Raw genomic sequence first — 16,980 nt, 5'->3', positions numbered from 1 at the left:
GGCGTCTTCAACCGCTCATGATCGCCGAGAGGTGGGCGTAGCCGTCGGGCAGCGAGGTCGCCTCGTCCTTGGCTTGCTTGAGGAACTCCTCCAGCGCCGGGTTGAGCCTGATCGCCTCGTCCACTTCCGCCGACGCGCCCTGACGATAGGCGCCGAGCCGAATCAGTTCCTCCATATCGGCATAGGTCGCGAGCGTCGCGCGCGCCTTCTGCACGACGGGGTAGAATGCCGGGTCGCAGGCTTTCGGCATGGTCCGGGAGACCGATTTCAGGATATTGATCGCGGGATAGCGGCCGCGCTCGGCAATCGAGCGCTCCATCACGATATGGCCGTCGAGGATGCCGCGCACCGCGTCGGCGACCGGCTCGTCATGGTCGCCGCCATCGACCAGCACAGTGAACAGCCCGGTGATCGCGCCGTCGCCGACGCCGGGCCCGGCGCGTTCGAGGAGGCGCGGCAATTCGGCGAAGACGGTCGGCGTATAGCCCTTGGTCGTCGGCGGCTCGCCGGCGGCGAGCCCGATCTCGCGCATCGCCATGGCGAAGCGCGTCACCGAATCCATCAGGCACATCACCTGCTTGCCCTGGTCGCGGAAATACTCCGCCAGCGTCAGCGTCGTCAGCGCCGCCTGCTTGCGCATCAGGGCGGGCTCGTCCGAGGTCGCGACGACGACGATCGAGCGGGCGAGGCCGGCGGGGCCGAGATCGTCCTGCAGGAACTCCTGGACCTCGCGGCCGCGCTCGCCGACGAGCCCGATGATGTTGACGTCGGCACGGGCATAGCGCGCCAGCATCGAAAGCAGCACCGATTTGCCGACGCCCGAGCCTGCGAAGATGCCCATGCGCTGGCCGAGGCAGCAGGTCAGGAAGGCGTTGAGCGCGCGCACGCCAAGGTCGAGCGGCTTGCCGACGCGCCGGCGCGAATGGGCTGGCGGCGGGTCGTTGCGGAAGGTGCAGAGCGTCTCACCCTCGGGCAAGGGCGGCCCGCCATCGACCGGGCGGCCGAGCGCATCGACGACGCGGCCGAGCCAGGCCGAGGTCGGCCTGATGCCAGGCTGGGCCTTGTCGACATAGGCCGGACAGCCGCGACGCACGCCGTCGAGCCCGCCAAAGGGCATCACCAGCGCCTTCTCCCCGGAAAATCCGATGACCTCGCAAGGCACGCGGGTACCCGGCGCGATCTCGATGCCGATGCGCCCGCCCAGGCTCATTGCGCCGATCGGTCCGGAAATTTCGACGAGCAGACCCCTGACCGCGGTGACGCGACCATAGATTGTAACGCCGTCCAGCCCGCCGACGATGGCGGCGAGGTTCGAAAGTCGGTCGGAACTGCGCCTTGCGGTGGACATAAGTCTTTCCGTCAACCTTTCGTTTACCTGTGTGATTAACACTGTGTTTCGAAGCCGCATCGTGCCGCAGGGGTTAACAGGCCCTGTTTTGCGAGGCGGCTTCCGCGAAAGGCGATTTCGCGGGTGAAGGCTCTTCGATCCGTGTCAAATTCGACTCACCTCGGCAAGGATCGTTCACTTTCTCCCAGGAAGCGCTTGCGCACGGGAATCACGGTTTGTTAACCATTTCCCCGTAGCGTGTCGCGTGGCGTTTCATCGGGCAAGCGCGTCGTCGTCCAGGGCCGTGAGGGTTCGGACGGGAAGTACGGTCTAGCTTGCCTGCGGGCGAAATTGGGGACGTGACATGCGGGTTCTGCTGATCGAAGACGATAGCGCAACCGCTCAAAGCATCGAGCTTATGCTCAAGTCCGAGAGCTTCAACGTCTATACCACCGATCTTGGTGAGGAAGGCGTCGATCTCGGCAAGCTCTATGATTACGACATCATCCTGCTGGATCTGAACCTCCCCGACATGTCGGGCTACGAGGTTCTCCGCAGCTTGCGCGTCGCCAAGGTCAAGACGCCGATCCTGATCCTGTCGGGCCTCGCCGGCATCGAGGACAAGGTCAAGGGCCTCGGCTTCGGCGCCGACGACTACCTGACCAAGCCGTTCCATAAAGACGAGCTGGTCGCCCGCATCCACGCCATCGTCCGCCGCTCGAAGGGCCACGCCCAGTCGGTCATCACCACCGGCGACCTCGTCGTCAACCTCGACACCAAGACGGTCGAGGTCGACGCCGCCCGCGTGCACCTGACCGGCAAGGAATACCAGATGCTGGAGCTGCTCTCGCTCCGCAAGGGCACGACGCTCACCAAGGAAATGTTCCTGAACCACCTCTATGGCGGCATGGACGAGCCCGAACTCAAAATCATCGACGTGTTCATCTGCAAGCTGCGCAAGAAGCTCGCCAATGCGTCCGACGGCAAGAACTACATCGAGACCGTCTGGGGCCGCGGCTACGTGCTGCGCGAGCCCTCCGAAGTCGAGCAGCGCATCCCTGCCTGATGATCCGCCGCAGACCGGCCGCTGTCATGCGGCGGTCACGGTCGCATGAGACAAGAATCGCAACCTGATCGTCGGATGTACACGACAGGTTGACGGGGACCCCGCCGAGAGGCGGGGTTTTTGTTTGGGCGAATGCTGGACGGATTTTGGCGCGCCGGTTGCGGAATCGCGGGCCGTCTTTGGAATTCAGCCCCGGACGCCGCCGAGCGCGGGAATCCGGCTGCGGTCGAAGGGCAGGCCGGCGCTCTGCACCTGCGCCTTGGCCGAGCGGCTTTCGCGGTAGAGGCCGCGATGGGCCTTGTCGGGCACGATCGTCGTGGTGATGCCGATCACCGTCTCGGCCGCGCCGAGCACGAAGACGCCGTCCTGCGCCAGACGTTGCGCCAGCGCGGCCATCACCTTCGCCTTGGTCGGCACGTCGAAATAGATCAGCACGTTGCGGCAGAAGATCACGTCGAACTGGCCGATGCCGGCATTGGGTTCGAGCAAATTGTGCTGCCTGAGATCGACCATGGCGCGGATGCGCTCGGAGATCTGCCATTTGTCGCCGTCCTGCCGGAAATGGCGCAGCAGCATCTGGATCGGCAGGCCGCGTTGGACCTCGAACTGGCTGTAGATGCCTTCGCGCGCCTTATCGAGCACCTCGGTCGAAATGTCAGTGCCGACGATGTCGATCTTCCAGCCGACGAGACGTGTCGCCATGTCGTCGAGGATCATGGCCAGCGAATAGGCTTCCTGGCCGGTCGAGACGGCGGCGCACCAGATGCGCAGGCTGCGCGTCGCGGCGTTGGCGGCGAGCTTTTCGGGCAGGATCACATCGCGGAACAGGTCGAACGGCATGCGATCGCGGAAGAACAGCGTCTCATTCGTCGTCATCGCTTCGACCACGGCGCTTTCGAGCGCGCGATCGACGCCATGACGCAGCTTGTTGACCAGCACCTCGAGGCTCTCGATCTGACGCCGGCGGCAGAGCATGCCGAGCCGGCTTTCCGCCAGATAGCGCTTGTCGGCGCTCAGCGAGAGGCCGGAACGAAGGTGCAGCAGGGCCCGCAGGAAATCGAAATCCGCCTCGGTCATGATTGCTGCCCCACGCGAACGAGGCTGCGGATGGCGGGGCCGATCCCGTCGAGAGGAATCACGGCGCTGGCATGCCTGGCGCGGACGACCGAGCCCGGCATGCCCCAGATCGTGCTCGACAATTCGTCCTGAGCGATCACCGCCGCGCCGGCGCGGCGCAGCGCGCCCGCGCCTTCGGTGCCGTCGCTGCCCATGCCGGTCAGCACGAGGCCGAGCGCGGCGGGGCCGAGATGGCGCGCGCCGTCGTTGAACAGCACATCGACGGCAGGGCGGCAGAAGCGGACAGGCGGCCCATCGCTGATGCTGGCGACGAGATGGCCGAGCTTGCGGTCGATGCCGAGATGGCGGCCGCCGGGGGCTACGTATATCGTGCCGCGGGACAGGCGTTCGCCATCATACGGTTCGCGCGTCGGCAGGCCGATCTGCATGGCGACCTGCTCGGCGAAGGAGGCCGTGAACAGAGGCGGCATGTGCTGCACGATCAGCGTGGTCAGGTCGCGCAAGCCGTCGCCGATGTCCTGGAGCACTTTCACGACCGCGCGCGGTCCGCCGGTGGAGGCGCCGATCATCAGGTAGCGCGGCATCACCGTCACCAGGGGCCGGAGGTTGACCGGGCCGGCGGGGCTGAAATCGAAATCGATGTCAGGCGGCAGGGTTCCGGGCTTGGCCTGGGTCTGCGCGATGTTGCCGACCTTGAGCAGGAATTCGCTGCGGAAATCCAGCGACAAGGTCATGCCGCTGCGGCTGTCGGGTTTGGAGACGACGTCCATCGCGCCCTTGGTCATGCATTCCAGCGCGATCCGGGCGTTTCGCTCCGTGAGTGTGGTTGCGAGCAGGATGCCGGTGTTGGGGCTCTGCTTCAGGATCTGGGGCAAGGCGGCGACGCCGTCGACGCCGGGCATGTCGAGATCGAGCACCATCACGTCGGGCTGGAAGCGGCCGGCATGGGCGACCGCCGTCTCGCCGTCGCCTGCAACCGCCACGACATGGAACTGGCCGCTCTCGCCGAGCCAGCGCGCGAACAGGCCGCGCACGACGACGGAATCGTCGGCGATCACGACCGTTTTGGGCCGATGCATCGCGATGGCCATCGCCGGGAGGGAACTCGTCATGCGTCGCGTATCCGTCAGGCCGGTCGCAGCAGGGTCGTCAGGCGCGGCCGCTTGGGTCCGCGCCCGTTCAGGGCGACAGTGCGGACTGTCGCCCCGCTGCTCACAGCAGGCCGACCTGATGGAACTTGGAGGCGACGATCTCCTTGTCGAACGGCTTCATGATGTATTCGTCGGCGCCGGCATGCATGGCGCGGGCGATATGGGCGATGTCGTTCTCGGTCGTGCAGAAGACGACCTTGGGCCGCTTTCCGCCCGGCATCTGCCGCAGCGTGCGCAGGAAGTCATAGCCGTCCATGATCGGCATGTTCCAGTCGAGCAGCACGGCGTCGGGCATCTCGCCCTTGCAGGCGTCGATGGCGCGCGCGCCGTCCTCGGCTTCCGCGATGCGGAACTGCAGGCCCTCGAGAATGCGGCGCGCGACCTTGCGGATCACAGCGGAGTCGTCGACGACAAGGCAATACTTCATGATCTTTCTCCAGATAACGATTTTGCCGCGGGTCAGGCAGCCACGGGCAGGTCAAGTTTCAAAACGGCATCGACGTCGAGAACGACGAGAAGGCGGTCGTCGAGGCGGTGCACCCCGGCCGCGAGCGCGGCCCAGCTGCGATCCAGATGAACGGGGACGGGCTCGAAGGTCGACTGATCGAGCCGCATCACCTCGCCGACGGCATCGACGATCAACGCATAGGCCTCGCCGCCATCGTCGATGCCGACGGCGGTGAGCTCGCATTTCTCGTTGCCCCGCATGTCGGGATTGGCCGGCCTGCCGAGCCGCTTGCGCAGGCAGATCGCGGTGACGACGCGGCCGCGCAGATTGAGCAGCCCGACGATCTCGCTGGGTGCGCGCGGCACGGCGGTGATGCGGTTGGCGATGAAGACGTCGTGGACCCGCCCGATCGGCAGGCCGAGCATCTGGTCGCCGATGGTGACGGTGACGTAATCGAGCGAATCGCCAAATCCGGTGGTGGCGGAGGCGGTCGGCCGCGAGCTGTCGGTTGTCCTTGTGCTCATGCCGCCTGCCTCATGGTCGATTTGCGTTCGGCCAGTTCGCTCAGCAAGGCGCGGCGATCGAACTTCGCGACGATCTCGTCGAGGCGCGCCTTGGCGGCGCGCATGTGCAGTTCGGGCGTGGCGAGCGCGGTCATGCCGAGGATGCGCAGGTTCTCGCCGTCGTCGCCCGCGCGCAGCATCGCGGCGAAGGCGTAGGCCGCCTCGGGATCGCGGTCGAGATCGACGAGCACGGTGCTCATCTGCCCGTGGCTGGCCAGTTTGCGCGCGCTATCGAAATCGGCCGCGAGCGCAACCTGCTGGCCGGACGCCTTCAGGACCGGGTTCAGCATTTCGCGCAGGAAGTCGGAGGGCTCGACCAGCAGGATCTGCGTGGCGCTCGTCGCCGGCTGTTCGCTGCGGCGGCTGCTGAGCCAGCCCGGATCGCCCTTGGGCAGGTAATAGGCGAGGTCGAGGATGTCGGTTGCGCGGCCGCGGATGACGGCGGAGCCGATGACGCCGCGATCGACCGTCGATTCGAGCTCGACGTCGAGCACCTCGTCGACGATGTCGACGATCGCATCGACCGCGAGACCCATGGTCAGTTCGCCGTCGGAGATGATCACCAGGGACTGCAGTCCCTCGGTCCGGATCGCGGCTTCACCCACCGGAATCACCGGCATCAGCTTGTCGCGATAATGCAGCAGCACGCGGCCACCACTGGTCTGGAACTCAGCCGCGTCGACCTCCTCGAGCCGGGTCACCAGCGACAGCGGCACCGCCTTGAATCCGTCCAGGCCGGCGCGGAAGACCAGCATCGTCGTCTTTTCGCCGACGGAGGAACGGACCGTCGCCGGCGCGTCGGCGCGCGTCGCATCGACCGAGACGTTCGCGCCGACGAGCCGGGCGATGCCGTTGGGATCGACGATCAGCACGACCGCGCCGTCGCCCAGGATGGTGTTTCCGGAGAAGAGCGGGATGTGGCGCAGCTTCGTCGACATCGGTTTGACGACGATTTCCTCGGTGTGGAATACGCTGTCGACAAGGATGCCAAACTGGCGCTCGCCGATCTGCGTCACCACGATGAAGCCGTCGATGGCTTCGGCGATCTCGGACCCCATCAGGCCCGCGAGCACGATGATGGGCAGCAGGCGTCCGCGCAGCCGCAGCACGGGCGCGCCGTTGATCTGCTCGACGCGATGGTCGGCGCCGGCCTTCACCCGCACGAGTTCGCGCACCACGATCTGCGGGATGGCGAAGCGCTGCTCGCCGGCGACCACGATCAGCGCGGAGACGATCGCGAGCGTCAGCGGGATCTTGATGGTGATGCTGGTGCCCTGGCCCGCCGTGCTGGCGACGTCGATGATGCCGCCGATGGCGTCGACATTGACCTTGACGACATCCATGCCGACGCCTCGCCCGGAGACGGCGGTGATGCGGTCGGCCGTCGAGAAGCCCGGATGGAAGATGAAGCGGCTGAGCTGCTGATCGCTCATGCGCTCGACCTCGGCCTCCTGGGCCAGGCCCTGCTGGATGGCCTTGCGCCTGATCCGCGCGAAGTCGAGGCCGCGTCCGTCATCCGAGATCGCGATCGTGACCGAGCCGCCCTCGTGATAGGCCGCCAGTCGGATGGTGCCATGCTCGGGCTTGCCGGCTTCGAGGCGCTCGGCTGAGCTTTCGATGGCATGGTCGGCGCAGTTGCGGACCATGTGGGTCAGCGGATCCTTGATCAGGTCGAGGATCTGGCGGTCCAGTTCGGTCTCGGTACCCTCCATCACCAGATCAATGCGCTTGCCGAGTTCGGCGCCGAGATCGCGCACGATGCGCGGCAGCTTCGACCAGGCGTTGCCGATCGGCTGCATGCGCGTCTTCATCACGCCGTCCTGCAGTTCGGCGGTGATCAGCGAGAGCCGCTGCAATGGCGCCTTCAGGCCGGGATCGTCCTGGTTGCGCGAGATTTCCAGCAACTGGTTGCGGGTCAGGACGAGTTCCGAGACCATCGTCATCAGATGCTCGATGGTGTCGACATTGACGCGCAGGGTCGCGGGGCCGACGCTTCGGCTTTCGCGGGGCGCGCCTTCCTCGGCAGCGGCAGTGGCGGTTTCGGGAACCTCGATGCGGCCGTCGCGGCCTCGTTCGGGTCCAGGCGCGCTGCGGAATACGAGGTCGAGACCGTCTTCGGTCTCGATCGCGCCATGCGGTTCGGGCAAGCCATGGCGGGCGAGATAGGCTGCGACCGGGTCCGCGCCGTCGACCGCGGCGGGTTGCGATCGCGCCAGTTCGGCCTTGGCCTCGTCGGCGAGGGCGCGTAGCTCGGCGATCAGGGTCTCGTCGTTGCCGGCCGGCTCCTCGCCCTTCTCGGCGAGTTCGGACAGGATTTCCTTGACGCGGTCGATCGTCTCGAGGACGGCGGTCACGGCGATGACGCTGACGGTGGCGCCGTCGCGAAACTGCCCCATCACGGATTCGGCAGCGTGGGTCAGGGCTTCGAGCCTCGGCAGGCCGATGAAGCCGCAGGTGCCCTTCACGGTGTGCACGAGGCGGAAGATCGTGCGCAGGATTTCGCGGTTGTTGGGCTCCTGCTCGAAGCGCACGAGTTCCCGATCGACCGTGTCGATGTTCTCGCCGGTCTCGCTCAGGAACTCTTGGAGCAGCTCATCCATGCCGGAGACCATCACTCACGCAACAACGCTTCGGATGATCTAAGCAGCAGAAGGGTTTATGATCGGTTGAGATTAAGCGGAAAGTGCAATGTTTCCGCGCTCGCTGTCGGCTCAGGACGCCTTCTCGGAGAGGATCGTGACGCAGTCGCCCTCGATCGCGAAGGCGATCGCCATGTCGGCGGCACGCGCGATCATGCCGGTATAGAGCGGCTGGACGGCATGGGCGTCGATGGTGCCGGTCTCGGAATTGCCAGCGATCAGATCCTCGACATGGGCGGGAATACGCGCATGCGAGCCCGTCGCGGTGATCACGAACCGTCCCTGCTCGCCTTCGACGGTGGCGCGCGAGACCAGCTTGCCGCCGCGCGGGATCGCGTGGGTCGCCAGCACCAGCAGGTTCAGCAGCAGCTTGACCTGGTTCTTGGGCAGCAGCGCGCGCGGAGCGTCCCAGTCGAGCGAAAGCTTCTCGTCATTGAGGAAGCCGTTGGCGACGTTTCCGGCGTCGCCAAGATCGATCATCGCGCCGGCAGAGCCTGCCGCGCCGAAGGCCAGCCGGGCGAACTGGAGCCGGGCCGAGGCGCTGCGGGCGCTTTTCTTGATCAGATCGAGCGCGAAGTCGCGCATCGAGGGGTCGTCTTCCTCAAGCACCTCCAGCGCGTTGACAATGGCGCCGACCGGGCTGATCACGTCATGGCAGACCCGGCTGCAGAGGAGCGCGGCCAGGTCGAGCGGCTCGAGCGAGATGGCGGTCATGGGGCTTTTATCCTGCGATCGGCGGTGCGGGGCGGGCGCAACTGACGGGCCGCCATTGCCCGAACATATGGTGGCATCTTGGTTTGCATGTGGTTAACCCTCATATTCATGGCGGCGAAATCGAAGGTTTCCGTTCTGAAATGATCCGCCTCGACGATCCCCGGCTGCAAAACTGCAACGCCCTGGCGCGATGCCTGGCCGAAGCGGCTCGTCTCAGTTCGACCGTGCTGCTGACGATGCGCGCGGCGCGTGACGTCAAGCTGAAGGCCGACGGCTCGCCGGTCTGCTCGGCCGATCTCGCGGCGGATCGCACCGCCAAGACCGCGCTGGCGCGGCTGCTGCCGGACTTCCCCGTGATCAGCGAGGAGAGCGCCGAGGCCGTCGCGCCCGAACGCGTCTTCATCCTGCTCGATCCGCTCGACGGCACACGCGAATTTCTCGCCGGCGGCGACAGCTATTGCGTCGCCATCGCCATCGTCAGGGACGGCCGGCCGCTCGCCGGAGCGATCGCAGCCCCGCAGATCGGGCGACTCTGGTTTGCCGGAGAGGACGCCTTTGCGCAGAATTTGGCGAGCGATGGCGCCGCGATCGGAGAGCCCGCGCGCATCGGCGTGCGCACAGCGCCGAGCGAAGGACCGGTGACGCTGGTCAGCCGCTTCCATGGCGACGCGGTCAGCGAAAGCGTCGCCGCGACGATGGGCTCAAGCGCCAGAATGCCGGTGTCGTCGGCCGTGAAGTTCGGACTGATCGCGTCCGGCGAGGCCGACCTGCATGTTCGCGTTGGGCAGACCATGGAATGGGACATCGCGGCTGGAGACGCGATCCTCAATGCCGCTGGCGGCACCGTGCTGACGCTGGACGGCTCCGTGCCGCTCTATGGCTGCAGCGAGCGGCATTTCCGTAACCCGCCCTTCGTGGCGGCCGGCAGCGAGGCGATGGCGCGCCGGGCGATCGCGGCCGCCGTGGCGGCCTGAGCACGATCAGCGGGCGATGGTCTGGTAGACCTCCTGCCACTGCGCTTCGGCGGAAGCGAGCAGGCTCGTATCCTTGACGAAGGTCGCGCGGTTCTGCTGCGTGCGAAACAGGAACAGGCGCGAGCCGACCACGGCGAACTGGCGCGGGTCGGTCTCGACGGCGTGGCCGTCGGCGACGCGTGTCGCGTCGAAGCCGGCGAAGGCCGGCTCATAGGCCTCCGGCGCATCGCGGAAGGCCTCGCGATTGGCCGCGGAGGCGAAACGCCAGACCGAGCCGCGATGGACCAGTTCGTAGTTGGGCTGGCCCGGCACGGCGCGCGCCTGCGCCTGATAGGCGACTGGGTCAAAGCCGTGCAAAGCCAGTCCAGAACGCAGATCGCGCTGCATGATTTCGCCGAGGCGCGGCAGCTCCGGCAGGCCGGGCGGCAGGCCGGGATTGGCGCCCATAGGCGTCTTGGCGCCGAGCGCGGGCGGGATCGCCAGGGTCAACGCCAGAACCACGGCTCCAGCCGCGATCGAGACCCAGCGCCGCCATGTTACGGCCTTCATCGCAGCAAATCCTCGAAAGTGGCTGTTGGAGCGTCCCGGCAAGCCGGAATCTTCACGGCTTGGATACACTTGCGTCGTATCTATCCGGTTACCGAAATGGTGCGTATTTGCGCGGCGTCATGATTTTTGAGTTCGGAGCGTCGCGGTCTCGCACGCTCCTTGGTCTCCCCTCCAGAAGGAGGATCGCCACGGGCCGGCCGGCGAGCGCGCCGCCCGGAGCCAGGCCGAGCCGACTTCATGAACTGGCGCCCAGCCCGGAGATGATCCCATGATCCAGACACGCCGAAACTTCGTGACCGGTGGCCTTGCGCTCACTGGCGCAGCGCTTGCCGGATATCCTGTTCCCGCCGCGAGCCAGCAGCAGAACTACGAGCAGAACCGTTCCTTCAGCCAGAACGAACTCGTCGGCTCCGGCCATCAGTTCTTCGGCAACGTTTCGCGCGGTCTCGCGCTGACGGTCGAGGAGGCGGTGCGGCGCTGGGGCGAGCCCAATGGCTATGTCCTGGGGCAGGAGGCGTCCGGCGCCTTCGTCGGCGGCCTGCGCTACGGCGAGGGCACGCTGTTCACGCGCAATGCCGGGGACCGCAAAGTGTTTTGGCAGGGTCCGTCGGTCGGCTTCGACTTCGGCGGCGAGGGCGCGCGCACGATGATGCTCGTCTATAATCTGCCGGCGGTCGATGCGCTCTATCAGCGCTATGTCGGTGTCGACGGCTCCGCCTATTTCATCGGCGGCTTCGGCTTCACCGCGATGGCGGCCGAGGGCGTCACGCTGGTGCCGATCCGCACCGGCGTCGGCTGGCGTCTCGGCGTCAATCTCGGCTATCTCAAGTTCACGCCGCAGGCGACCTGGAACCCCTTCTGAGCGATCAGGGCCGGTGGGCTCTCGCCAGAAAGCCGCCAGCATGGCAGACTATTTCATTGTCTGATCGTATCCGCAGGCGGAGTGGCAAGCCTTGATCGAAGCCGTCATGCTTGTCACGCTGGGCTTCCTGTCGGCGACCTTGCTCGCTTTGGCGGCCGTGCCTGCGTTGGCGCGTCGCGCCGACAGACTGGCGCGTAGGCGAGCTGAGGCTGCCTTTCCCCTGTCGCTCGCCGAAATCGCCGCCGATCGCGATCATTTGCGGGCCGAACTGGCGCTGCGGGCGCGTGGCCTCGAGCAGCAGGCGGAGCGCGGCTTCGCCGTCAAGGCCGGCGCGATGCAGGAGATCGGCCGCCGCGACATGGCGATCGGCCAGCTCGAGCGGACGGTCAACGCCCGCGAAGGCCGCATTGCCGAACTTGAGGGCCAACTGGCCGCGACGCAAAGCGAACTCAGCGCGACGAGCGCGCGTCTCGCCGGGGAAATCGCGGCCCATGCCGCGAGCCAGGAGACGCTGGACAAACGCGTAGCCGACCTTGCCGCCGTCGAGCACAGCCTCGCCGAGACACGCAGCGCATTGACCGGCACGAGCGGCGACCTTGCCGCGCGCAGCGGCGAACTGGCGCAGGAGCGCGCCACGCTCGGCCGTGTCGAAGCGCTGCTGGCCGGGCGCGAGGCCGAACTTGCGGTATTGCGGACCGAGAGCGACGCCCTGCGCGTCCTCCAGGTCGAGGGCCGCACGCAGATCCTGGTGCTGGAAGGCAAGCGCGACGAGCTCTCGATCAGATTAGCCGCAACCGAGGCAACTCTGAAGGCGACGACCGCGGATCGCGATGCCGAGCGGCTGCGTGGCGATGCACTCGATGCCCGCGCTTCACAGGCGGAGTCCGGCCTTGCGGCGGCGAATGCGGCAAGCGTGATCGCCTCAGCCGAAGCGGCGCGGATCGACGGCGTTCTCGGGCAGGAAATCCTGTTGCGTCAGGCCGCCGCCGAGGCGCAGGCGGCAGCCGAGGCCGCGCTCGCCGAGGCCGCGCTCGCCGAGGTCACGGAAGCCGGACAGCGCGACGGGGTGAAACGGACCGGGGAGATCGCGGCCATGCAGGAGGATCTGCGCGAGCGCGAGCAGCGTCTGGAGACGCTCCATGCCGAGATCGTGACGCTGCAGGGCGCGCTGTCGCAGGCGCGGACCGACCGTCTCAGGCTGAAACGCGAACTCGCAAAAGCAGGCAAGGGCGCGCTCGCGCCAGTGGTGCAGGACAATGGCCATGCCGCGCTGCGGCAGGAGATCATGAAGGTCGCCGAACGGCTGATGACCATGCCGCCGAAGCAGGAAGCGGCGGAATAGCGCCGTTTCCCGCGAAAACCGGTTTCCTCTTTCGGGTATGATGTTCTAGGAAGGCGCGCCTGCGCCATGGCGCGCCCGATCGCCCGTCTGAGATGGTTTTCGCCGTGACCGAGCCTGCCCTCGACATCCTCTGCATCGGCGAGCCGCTGGGCGAGTTCAACGCGACGCGGGCCGACACCGGCGCCTTCCAGTTCGGCCATGGCGGCGACACCTCCAACTGCGCCATCGCTGCGGCCCGTCAGGGCGCCAGGACAGGCTTTGCCGGCGCGCTCGGCGACGACATGGCCGGCCGCTCGATCCGCGAGCTCTGGGCGCGCGAAGGCGTCGATGCAGGCTTCGTCTCCACGCATGCGAGCGCGCCGACCGGGCTTTACTTCGTCGACCACGGCCCTGCTGGCCATGTCTTCTCCTATCTGCGCGCCGGATCGGCTGCGAGCCTCTACGGGCCGCGTGACCTGCCGCGCGCGGCGCTTGCCTCGGCCCGCATCATCCAGGCCTCGGGCATCAGCCAGGCGATCTCGGCCAGCGCCTGCGACGCGGTGTTCGAGGCCTTCGCGCTCGCCCGCGCGGCCGGCGTGCTGACCGCCTACGACACGAATCTCAGGCTCAAGCTCTGGCCGCTGACACGGGCGCGCGCCATCATCCACGCCGCCTGCACTATCGCCGACATCGTCTTGCCCGGCCTCGACGACGCGACGCATCTCACCGGACTGAGCGCGCCCGACGCCATCGTCGATTTCTATCTGGGCCTCGGCGCCAAGGTCGTGGCGCTGACGCTTAGCCATGAGGGTTCGCTGGTGGCGACGCCCGAGCGACGCGAGCGGCTGGTGCCGATCAAAGTCGAGGCGATCGACGCCACCGGCGCGGGCGACTGCTATGACGGCGCGTTCCTGTCGGAATATCTGCGCACCGGCGATGCTTTTGCCGCCGGCGCCTACGCCAATGTCGCCGCCGCGCTCTCGACGCAAGGCTATGGCGCGGTCGCGCCGCTGCCGCGCCGCGTCGATGTCGAGGCGCGCATGGCGCTGGAAGCTGAGAAAGCACATTGATGGCCGTGCCGATCCTGAACGAGGCGGGCGCCTTGCTTGCCCGCTACGACGTGCTGATCAGCGATGTCTGGGGCGTGGTGCATGACGGCGTCTGGGCGCTGCCGCCGGCCTGCGCGGCGCTGACGCGTTTTCGCGAGGCGGGTGGGGCGGTGGTCCTGCTCTCGAATGCGCCCAGCCCCTCGGAGCAGGTCGCGGACCTGCTCGACCGCAAGCGTGTGCCGCGCGACTGCTGGGACAGGCTGATCACATCGGGCGACGTCACCAAGGCGCTGATCGCCGCCAGCCGCCATCGCAAGGTCTTCCATATTGGTTGGCAAAGCGACCGCGCCGTGTTTGCCGGCGCGGATATCGAGCTGGTGGGCGAGGACGAGGCCGATCTCGTCGTCGCGACCGAGCTCAATGACTACCGCACCGAGACGCCGCAGCAGTATCGCCCGCTGCTGGAGCGCTTCGCGGCGCGCGGCCTGCCCTTCATCTGCGGCAATCCCGATCTCGTTGTCCATGTCGGAGAAGATCTTTTACCCTGCGCCGGGGCGCTGGCGACCATCTATGAGGACCTCGGCGGCAGCGTCGCTTGGGCGGGCAAGCCGCATCGCCCGGCCTATGATCTGGCGCTCGCGGCGGCGCTGGAAGCGCGCGGCGGGCGCGCTGTCGATCCGGCGAAGGTTCTGGTGATCGGCGATGCGGTGCGCACCGATCTCGCCGGCGCGCTGATGATGGGCTTCGACAGTCTGTTCATCGCCGGCGGCATCCACCGCGACGCGACGATGCGGGGGGTGGAGATCGATCCGGCTGGGCTAGCGCGGGTGCTGGTGGGGCAGAGCGCGCAGCCGGTCGCGGCGATGGGGGCGTTGGCCTGAAGGTCAGCTCCGCCCCGCCCGCACCCGCCTCCCAATATCCGCAAACAACCCCTCGAACGGTTTGAACACGAACCGCACCGTCGTGCGCCCCGGCGGCACGGCCACAGCCCTAAACAGCACATTGGCGCGCAGAAGTTCGGCTGGCTTGCCGTCGATCTCGACCTGCCACCAATGGTGCCAGACATCGTTGAGCACGACGAATCCGCCACGCGGCGCGTCGATCTTCAGCGTCACTTCGGTCGTGCCGTAATCGGCGATGATGACGGAACCGGCTTGCGCCGGGCCGGTCGGCACGGGCGGCGGATCACGGTCGAGTAGCACGGTCTGACGCGGGTCGAAGCCTTTCGGCCATTGCCCGGTCGTCAGGATCGCGTCGAAATCGGCTTTCTCTGCCTTGGTCACCAGCAGCACGCGCGGCAGGGCGCGCGGATTTTCGTAGACATAGGCGTCCGTGGTGCGGGCGATCTGCGTGAGGTCGCCGGGCTTCAGGCTTTTGTCGATCTGCTCGGCGGGCACGCCGGTCGCGATGAAGCGCAGACCGAGCATGTCGGCGAGCAGCGAACGGTAGCCCGGCATCAGCGCGGAGAACTTGCGCTGGTCGGGGAGGGCGACATGGTCCTCCGCACCCGTCGCCCTGCTGTAGAGGCCGAGCCTGAGCGGGTTGTAGCCCAGCGTGTTGTCGAGTTCGTGGACGAGGCTGGCATTGGGCCAGTGGAAATCGATGCCGGCAAGCTCGATGCGGTCGCGCCGATCGGGTGCGGCTGTGCGGGCTGTCTCGCGCTTGAGCAGGGCGATCGTCTCGTTTTTGCTGTCGGCGCGCAGCACGTCGTACATCTGCGAGGGCAGGGCGGTGGACTCGCTTGGCCCGTTGTTGACCGAGAGATCGATAGTCAGGACGGCGCCGAGCACGATCGCGGCCGCCAGCTTCGAGCCTTGCAGGCTCAAGCCCCGCGCCGCCGCCAAGGCCCCAAGAGTCAGCCCGGCGCAGAGCAGGGCCGTCAGCAGCGGCACGGCTGCGACGTTCAGGCGGCCGACCGTCCAGGCCAGCCAGAGCGCCAGCGCGAGCGCGCCCGCGAAGATCGCGATCTCCAGCGCCAGCTGCCAAGGCTTTGCGCGCGGGGCGGCGCAGGTCATGACGAGATGGGTGAGATAGCCGCCCAGTAGCGCCAGCAATGCGCCCAGGACGAACAGCGCGTCCGCCGGCCTGCGGTAGAAGCTGATGCCCGGCAGTTCGAAGAGCAGGCGAAAGCCCGGCGTGTAGCGCCCGAGCGCGAAGATCAGCACGAGCAGTGCAGCCACGCTCAGCGCGACGATCTCACGCCGCAGCAATGCACCGCGCACGATGCCCACAGTCAGGATCAGCCCCATCGGCAGCAGGCCGAGATAGAGCTGGCTCATATTGCGGGCGAGATAGAGTTCGAGCGGGCCGAAGCGTGCCTCCCAGGCCGGGCTCGGCGCGCCCCAGAAATTGTCGAGCGGACCTGCCGCGCCAAACAGGTTGGCGAAGAGCCCGGTCAGCAGGGCGGCGGGATGCAGCGAGCCCTTGCCCGCGCCGATCAGGTCGATCTCGGGACGGTTGGATTCCCCGGCGAAGAAGGCTGTCAGCAGGATCGGCAGCGTGGCGACGAGGACGGCTCCGACGCCGCCTGCGATCAGCGGCAGCAGGCTGCCCTTGAGAGCGCGCAATGGCCGTTGCGCCATCACGACGGCGGCGATGACGAGGCCCGCCAGAACATAGACGCCCAGCAGCGCGACCTGATCGCGGCCAAGAACCATGAAGCCTGCGAAAACGCCGGCCGCGAAGCCGTAGAGCAGTGAGCCGCGCTCCAGCGCCCGCGCGACCAGGACCAGCGTGATCGCGAAATAGCCGAGGCTCAACACCTGCCCGACATGCTGGATGCGCCATGCGGCCGAAGCCCCAAAAGCGAAGGCGAGCGCTGCGACAGTCGCGCCTGCCGGGTGCCAGTCGCGGTCTCGGAACAGCACGACGATGGCAAGCGCGCCGGCCAGCAGCGTACCCAGCACCGCGCCGTCGCCCCAGCGGAAATCCGGCGCGGGGTTCAGCGCCGCCAGCAGTGCGAAGGAGGGTGAAAAGATCAGCGATTGCGGATCGGCGACCTGCGGCGAGCCGGAGAAGACGTAAGGCGTCCAGAACGGCGAGAGGCCCTTGTGCCAGCTGCTGGCGAGGAACTGGAGCTGCGGCTGGAAATGCGCCTTGGCGTCCCAGGGAATGGTGACCGCGCCCGAAAGCCACGGCCACGACAGCGCGGCCCAGGCCAGGATCACGATGCAGACCACGCCGGCCAGTGGCCAGCGTGTCGGCTTGGAGCCGTAATCGGGGCGAGCTGGCTTCGACATC

The 16,980-nt window shown here is 67.2% G+C and carries 15 protein-coding genes; 6 read left to right on the top strand and 9 right to left on the bottom strand.

Going from position 1 to position 16,980, the window contains the following annotated elements:
- Positions 1-7: 7 nt before the first annotated feature.
- Entirely contained in the window at positions 8-1,348 is a 1,341-nt protein-coding gene (gene fliI, locus AC1DZY_RS10005) for a flagellar protein export ATPase FliI (RefSeq protein WP_476819956.1), read from the bottom strand.
- 343 nt (positions 1,349-1,691) lie between these two features.
- Between fliI and ctrA the strand changes: the two genes are divergently transcribed.
- Positions 1,692-2,393 carry a response regulator transcription factor CtrA gene (gene ctrA, locus AC1DZY_RS10000; RefSeq protein WP_054209758.1) on the top strand — a complete coding sequence of 234 codons (702 nt, stop codon included), beginning with the start codon at positions 1,692-1,694 and terminating at the stop codon, positions 2,391-2,393.
- 186 nt (positions 2,394-2,579) lie between these two features.
- On the opposite strand, the gene AC1DZY_RS09995 is transcribed toward ctrA, so the two are convergent.
- The 6 genes from AC1DZY_RS09995 to chpT all read right to left on the bottom strand — a co-directional run bounded on the left by AC1DZY_RS09995 (position 2,580) and on the right by chpT (position 8,985).
- Positions 2,580-3,470: a CheR family methyltransferase gene (locus tag AC1DZY_RS09995; RefSeq protein WP_476819955.1), complete on the bottom strand. Its 891-nt coding sequence runs from the start codon at positions 3,468-3,470 to the stop codon at positions 2,580-2,582.
- Positions 3,467-4,582, bottom strand: a complete 1,116-nt coding sequence (gene cheB / locus AC1DZY_RS09990; RefSeq protein ID WP_476819954.1) for a chemotaxis-specific protein-glutamate methyltransferase CheB — start codon at positions 4,580-4,582, stop codon at positions 3,467-3,469. Before cheB ends, AC1DZY_RS09995 begins: the two co-directional genes overlap by 4 nt.
- Before the next feature lie 100 nt (positions 4,583-4,682).
- Positions 4,683-5,048 carry a response regulator gene (locus AC1DZY_RS09985; protein ID WP_043237911.1) on the bottom strand — a complete coding sequence of 122 codons (366 nt, stop codon included), beginning with the start codon at positions 5,046-5,048 and terminating at the stop codon, positions 4,683-4,685.
- Positions 5,049-5,080: 32 nt separating this feature from the next.
- On the bottom strand, positions 5,081-5,593 hold the full coding sequence (locus tag AC1DZY_RS09980; RefSeq protein WP_476819953.1) for a chemotaxis protein CheW: 513 nt from the start codon (positions 5,591-5,593) through the stop codon (positions 5,081-5,083).
- Entirely contained in the window at positions 5,590-8,232 is a 2,643-nt protein-coding gene (locus AC1DZY_RS09975; protein ID WP_476819952.1) for a hybrid sensor histidine kinase/response regulator, read from the bottom strand. Before AC1DZY_RS09975 ends, AC1DZY_RS09980 begins: the two co-directional genes overlap by 4 nt.
- A gap of 111 nt (positions 8,233-8,343) precedes the next feature.
- On the bottom strand, positions 8,344-8,985 hold the full coding sequence (gene chpT / locus AC1DZY_RS09970) for a histidine phosphotransferase ChpT (protein ID WP_476819951.1): 642 nt from the start codon (positions 8,983-8,985) through the stop codon (positions 8,344-8,346).
- 140 nt (positions 8,986-9,125) lie between these two features.
- Between chpT and AC1DZY_RS09965 the strand changes: the two genes are divergently transcribed.
- Positions 9,126-9,959 (top strand): 3'(2'),5'-bisphosphate nucleotidase CysQ family protein, encoded by an 834-nt coding sequence (locus AC1DZY_RS09965; RefSeq protein ID WP_476819950.1) that lies wholly within the window; start codon positions 9,126-9,128, stop codon positions 9,957-9,959.
- Positions 9,960-9,965: 6 nt separating this feature from the next.
- On the opposite strand, the gene AC1DZY_RS09960 is transcribed toward AC1DZY_RS09965, so the two are convergent.
- Positions 9,966-10,508, bottom strand: a complete 543-nt coding sequence (locus tag AC1DZY_RS09960; protein ID WP_476819949.1) for a YHS domain-containing (seleno)protein — start codon at positions 10,506-10,508, stop codon at positions 9,966-9,968.
- 268 nt (positions 10,509-10,776) lie between these two features.
- Here AC1DZY_RS09960 and AC1DZY_RS09955 point away from each other — a divergent pair, with 268 nt between their 5' ends.
- The 4 genes from AC1DZY_RS09955 (at position 10,777) to AC1DZY_RS09940 (ending at position 14,621) form a co-directional block, all read left to right on the top strand.
- A complete protein-coding gene (locus AC1DZY_RS09955) occupies positions 10,777-11,370 on the top strand; it encodes a DUF1134 domain-containing protein (protein ID WP_476819948.1) in 594 nt (197 codons plus the stop codon).
- 91 nt (positions 11,371-11,461) lie between these two features.
- Positions 11,462-12,712, top strand: a complete 1,251-nt coding sequence (locus tag AC1DZY_RS09950; protein ID WP_476819947.1) for a hypothetical protein — start codon at positions 11,462-11,464, stop codon at positions 12,710-12,712.
- 104 nt (positions 12,713-12,816) lie between these two features.
- Positions 12,817-13,761: a sugar kinase gene (locus AC1DZY_RS09945; protein WP_476819946.1), complete on the top strand. Its 945-nt coding sequence runs from the start codon at positions 12,817-12,819 to the stop codon at positions 13,759-13,761.
- Positions 13,761-14,621, top strand: coding sequence for a TIGR01459 family HAD-type hydrolase (locus AC1DZY_RS09940; protein WP_476819945.1), 861 nt, complete (start codon positions 13,761-13,763; stop codon positions 14,619-14,621). The genes AC1DZY_RS09945 and AC1DZY_RS09940 overlap by 1 nt, the downstream gene beginning before the upstream one ends.
- 3 nt (positions 14,622-14,624) lie before the next feature.
- Here AC1DZY_RS09940 and AC1DZY_RS09935 read toward each other — a convergent pair whose 3' ends face one another.
- Complete coding sequence (locus AC1DZY_RS09935; protein WP_476819944.1) at positions 14,625-16,979, bottom strand: hypothetical protein; 2,355 nt, start codon at positions 16,977-16,979, stop codon at positions 14,625-14,627.
- Position 16,980: the final 1 nt, after the last annotated feature.

This window comes from Allobosea sp. P2_A10, from assembly GCF_056405115.1.
Note: the sequence above shows the minus strand (reverse complement) of the source record. Positions and strands in the feature narration are given on the sequence as shown.